This window comes from Verrucomicrobiota bacterium (assembly GCA_027622555.1).
GTDB lineage: Bacteria > Verrucomicrobiota > Verrucomicrobiia > Opitutales > UBA2995 > UBA2995.
This window is the reverse complement of record JAQBYJ010000207.1, coordinates 1-5,087: the sequence shown is the minus strand read 5'-3', so window position 1 is coordinate 5,087 and position 5,087 is coordinate 1. Positions and strand designations below refer to the sequence as shown.

Genomic DNA, 5,087 nt, shown 5'->3' with positions numbered 1-5,087 from the left:
AAGCAAATCAAAGCTGCTTGTCAGTATCCAAGATATGACCCCTTATTTCCTTCTTCAAGATATGACCCCTTATTTCCTTCTTATTTCCTTATGACCCCTTATTTCCTTACCTGAACAAGCTCCTGCAAATGACGGGCTCCGTCCTCAAGCCATGGCTTGTAGATAGCCTGAACCGCAGATGCCATTGCTTCCACGTCCGATGGAGACTCTACATCACAAAGTGCATTCAAGACTGCCTGGTCGGCCTCCCACCCTCTGGTTGTGTAGATTGCCACCAAATCTTCGAAGGTTCCCACAGCCATCGACTGTTCGCAAATACGAGCCATTTTTGACAGGTGCTCTAATGCCTTCGCAAGTGGAGATTCATCTAGGTCAGCCCATACCCAGGATCTACGCTCCCCATGTTGTTTTTCTAATTCAAGCAACCTTGTGCGTGCGTCATGGAATGGCATATTTCCTATAGAATTGAGTGATGTCCTTAAGTCATTTTCATCACTCTCGTTGAGTTGCGGCCATCCTCTTCTGTCCGCAAACAAGTCAGTTGGCTGACCACACCGCCGAATCATAACCGGTATATGTGGATACCGTTGTGGAGCTTCACAATATCGTTCCCAGACTGGTAACCATGGACCCTCATGGATTGCCAGCTTCTCGGCTGCAAAAAGTTGCCCATCTCCCACCGGATCAAAACCAAGTTGAGAACGTGTGACTTCTACAAATGCCTCCCATACATGCTCCTCTCGACTAGCCTTAAATGCATTACCCTGGTCGATCCATTGAAGAATTTCTCGTGTAGGATCGCCACTGGTCAGAAGTGAATTGAAATAGTCTTTATCCAGTCGTTTGCCTTTAAGAAGGGATATATCCTCATCCAGTAAGCGATAGAGGGCTAACTGCATGGTGTGTTTTGCATCATTGTCTTGGGATACATCCAGAGCCAACCCGCCTTGATCCGACTTTAGAAAGGCTAGAATCGTCCAATCCTTTGCATTTATTTGAGACCAGATAACACCCCTATATTGTAGTTCCGCCAGAGGCTTAAGAGGCTCCGGACAGTCTTCAATGGCACGCAAATCCTGACGGCCAACTCCAGGCAGATATAAAATTGGGATGTTTGGGTGAGGAACCGCATTGCCGCTTTTATAGGCCTTCTTGGCTTCTTCTACCATGGATTTAAATTCCGGGGTAACTTCCTCAAGCCCTTTACCCGCTAGAACACAACGCAACCAGATGCCCGGACCCTTTCGCTTCTCCGGTTCGTAGGAGCCGAGGATGCATAGCTCAGACATCTGCTCTTGTAAACGAGGGATGACGGCCTCCCACTGCCGTTCACGATCTGGCCAAAGGATACAAGCAGGCGCCGTCTGAACCTCGTGGTTGAACACGGCGGAGCTTCTTACAGCACTGACTAAGTAATCACAAATCGATTCCATAGCTTTCGGTCAGACGTTGAACAATTTCGCCCGTTTCAATCCCTTCAATCCCCAGGGACTTTAAATTGATTTCTTCGTTTCGCAATTGCCTAAAAAATAGAGTCATGTCGTTTTTTACGCTACCCGAAAGGGGAGTCGCCGCCCCAGGTGTCATCAGCTGGAACAGCCTGAAAACATCGTTTTGGTGCTTCTTAATATTTTTAGAGTCTACATGAGTTCCGGAAGCCTTAAGCTCACTTAAATCAAGATAGGCTTTTGCCTTCATCGGGATTAAATATTCAGGCTTTAGAACAGGCAGGCCATCGACAATTACGACACCATTCTTTACCAGGGAGTAGTAATCATCATCCAGAAGAATAGCTGAGAGACTTGAAACTTCTGCATCCGCAGGAATGGGTGTTAAATGTCCTTCGCCCTCATAAACGATTGTATCTGGAACTCTCGAAAATAATTCGAGCATTGCAGGATATCCGGCAGTCCCGGGTTTGCTGAAGCGGTAAAAACGTTTTTCACCAGATGAGGCTTCATGGAGACGGTATTTCCCAGACTTCACGAAATCCCAAACCGTTGTGACAAACAATGCATCCACTGCTTCCACCATGATTACCACGTCCAGATCTCTGGTTGCTCGAAACTCCAGCCCGGCCTCCTCCATCAATACGGTGGCCGCAGTCCCTCCTATCAATACATAGTAATCCGAACACGCGGAGAAATGGGTTTTGAATACCTCTAGTCCTCTTACCATCCAGATTCCTCCAGCGCTTCCTCCAATGCCATTTGCACCCGTTCATCGGAATGATCTTTAAGGCTCAGATACAGAGACAATATATCCACTCTTTCGTCCTTTTGAAACAGCTTTGGGTCATAGCGCCATTTCTCAATTTCCATAAATTCGGTTTCTTCACGATCATCAAAGTCTGAACTTAGCCAGATATACCGATTCTCAACTTCTAGCCAGCCGGAATGGCTTGTTGCACGAACCACCATTTTTGGCCCGGAAAGCATGGATTGTTCAGCCAAAGCACTTAGACCCGCAAGCGGCCAAGATTGATCTTTGACCAAGGATGTATGAATTCTCTTCCTGCTGGAAACCGGACTTTGCATCATATCTTTTGCCTCTTTCCAAAGTTCGCGGAAATCCGCGTCCAGAGATACGATCCGGGTTCGCCCTGATTTGTTCGCGGAAAGAAATGCCATCTTCTCCAGCTCATCTATTGCCCTGGTAATCGTCATATTCGAGTAGCCTAACAGTTGGGCAAGCTCAGAGGCCGTCCAATGATCTTGGTCATTTGAGTTTCGACCCACATAAAGAAGATGCAGTAGTAAAAATTGAGCCGAAGGCGTAATGGGTTTACTGCCGCTCTCAACGATTCTTTTGAAGTGCTCTCTTAAATCGATCCCCAGTTGAGGCAAGTAGCATTGGTTGCCAGGAACCACAAACGGAATTTTATACTCGATGTAACGCCTGCGGTCATAAGAGCTCGTGGCTGGAAGAATGAGAAGAACGTTTTTTTCCTGTTTGGCGCGCACCTGAGCCCAATGTTTTTTTAGGGAAGCCGGAGTCATGCCGACGGTGGACTTAAGCCGCATCAACACGAATGCCTCACCTAAGATTTGAGTCTCTCCGAAATCGTAGTTTTGATTTAAAAAGTGTGGAAGTTTGTTAGCCAATGAGCTTTTTCGGATATCTAAATCCAGACCCAATGAATCTGACAAATAGCGCTTAAAGTCTCTTATGTCATTCACTTTCATATTTTTAACGCATATTCTGAACAGTAACAATTGGAATGTTATTGTGCAGTTTCAATGTTAAAATAGAAGAGTTTAGTGTGATAGTCGTGCCGCTTCCTTTTCGGCGCGGGTGAGGTGGTGGTCGTTGATGCGGTCGCCTTTGAAGAGATGGAACCAGGGAGCGGATTCGACGTCTTTGCCTCGGTCTTTTCCCCATTTGACGTTGAGCTTGGGGGGCTTGTTTTCACGCAGGACTTCAGCGGTCATGAAGGGGCGGATGTTGAGGCGGACACCGTCGTTGAGATCCGGATTCCAGCCGATGGGTTGTTCCTCCAGCGGTTTCCAGCGGACGAAGATGTCGTAAGGGGGCTCGCCTTCCTGGATCAGTTCAAGGCGCTTCTTCAGGTTTTCGGCGGCGGCGAGTTTTTCCTGGGCTCCGTCAATGCCATTCCGAATGTCCTGCTGCTGGCGGGAAATCCAGTCGCCGAGGTAGGTGTAGATGAGGGTTTCCAGCGCTTTGGCGTTGAACTTGTGGTAGTTTACCAAACAGGCGAAGCCATCGCGCAGCCCGTCCCAGATGTGCCAGATGAAGGGGCGGTGTTGGAAGCGTTTGCAGTGCTGGAGGAAGAACTTATCGCGCAACCAGGTATTCAAGTCTTTCCCCGCGTGGTCGGCTTGGGCGAGGAGTTGGCCCAGGGTGGCGTTGCTCCACGCATCGCCGTAGGCGGCGGCAAGCAGGTTGAGCAGGCGCTGGTCGGCGGCGGCTTCGCCCCGCACCGGAGGCATGCAGACAATGCCATCCACGTCGGCATAGGGGCGTAGTGTTTTCGATTGCGCAATCTTAGCACGCGCCTCGTCGGCGAGCTCCATAGCCTCGTCCTGCTCTGTCGGCCATTCGTGGCCGAGCAAACGAGCCATGGCGACTTGCAAAGGATCGTCGCTGCATACCGGATGCCCGTGGAAAATCCACTGCGTCGGGTCGTCCGAATACGGCTTGGGCAGTCCGTCCGGGTATTTTTCAGCCGCGACTTTGGTCCAGCGTTCGAGGTCGAAGGGGACTTTGACCAGCGTGGCGTTTGTGACTTTTAAAGCTTGGTCAATCTGCCGCACGGCTTCGTTGTATCGTGGCGAGGAACAGAAGCACCAAATTGCGGCAAGGTGGTCGGGGTTGTAGGGGATAATCGGGGAACAACTGATGTCAAAAAAGTCCCCTGAGGAGATCGTGACTGGTAGATCCCTCATCATACTAACTGCAATACCTGGTTTCCCCCATCCATAACTACCTTGAATACGAGCTGCCGGGTTTTGTTCATGAATTTCACCAGAATTAGCCCAATAAAAAATCTCACTTCTTCCGGAAAAAGGTTCGGTCATTTTCACTGTATTTTGGAGAAATCTCCAATCATTGTGATTTGATTCTTCCCAAAAATTAAATCGGAACCGTAGAGAATCTGCTCCATGCATTCCATTTAATGCAACGGCGTATTCGTCTAATAATTTACCTGAAGCTTCATCAAATGTTACCCGCGTATCCGGGTTTTTCAGCTGCCCAGCTTGGCTGACGGATTTGATTTCGGCGGTTAGCAGTTGTTCGGCTTTTTCTCGGGCGGTTTTCGGGGTATCGTCACCAGTGCCTGTCGGCAGATCGGAGGAGCTGGGCGAAAATTGCAGCACGCATAGCGAAAGATGCACTGCAAGGTCACCAGTGCCTGTCGGCAGATCGGAGGAGCTGGGCCGGCATTTCGCTGGACCTTAATTGGGTTTGGAATATGTCACCAGTGCCTGTCGGCAGATCGGAGGAGCTGGGCAGAGGCTGGTCGGCAAATGCTAGATAAAGCTTGGTCACCAGTGTGTTACGAGTCTCTAAAATCGGTGGAAAGCGGGATGGTTTTTGCCGGTTTATTTTGAGGACGGTTAATAGTT

4 protein-coding genes and 1 CRISPR repeat array are annotated in these 5,087 nt (G+C 49.2%); all 4 genes read right to left on the bottom strand.

Going from position 1 to position 5,087, the window contains the following annotated elements; translation table 11 throughout:
• Nucleotides 1–98: 98 nt before the first annotated feature.
• The 4 genes from pglZ to O3C43_24590 all read right to left on the bottom strand — a co-directional run bounded on the left by pglZ (nt 99) and on the right by O3C43_24590 (nt 4,538).
• Complete coding sequence (gene pglZ / locus O3C43_24605) at nt 99–1,433, bottom strand: BREX-1 system phosphatase PglZ type B (protein ID MDA1069670.1); 1,335 nt, start codon at nt 1,431–1,433, stop codon at nt 99–101.
• Nucleotides 1,417–2,178 (bottom strand): hypothetical protein, encoded by a 762-nt coding sequence (locus O3C43_24600; GenBank protein MDA1069669.1) that lies wholly within the window; start codon nt 2,176–2,178, stop codon nt 1,417–1,419. The genes pglZ and O3C43_24600 overlap by 17 nt, the downstream gene beginning before the upstream one ends.
• The gene (locus tag O3C43_24595; protein ID MDA1069668.1) at nt 2,172–3,179 is read right to left on the bottom strand and encodes an HTH domain-containing protein; all 1,008 of its coding nucleotides are present in this window, start codon (nt 3,177–3,179) and stop codon (nt 2,172–2,174) included. Before O3C43_24595 ends, O3C43_24600 begins: the two co-directional genes overlap by 7 nt.
• A gap of 78 nt (nt 3,180–3,257) precedes the next feature.
• Nucleotides 3,258–4,538, bottom strand: coding sequence for a hypothetical protein (locus O3C43_24590; protein ID MDA1069667.1), 1,281 nt, complete (start codon nt 4,536–4,538; stop codon nt 3,258–3,260).
• Nucleotides 4,539–4,787: 249 nt separating this feature from the next.
• A CRISPR array of direct repeats spans nt 4,788–5,042; the repeat unit is 37 nt; unit sequence GTCACCAGTGCCTGTCGGCAGATCGGAGGAGCTGGGC.
• Nucleotides 5,043–5,087: the final 45 nt, after the last annotated feature.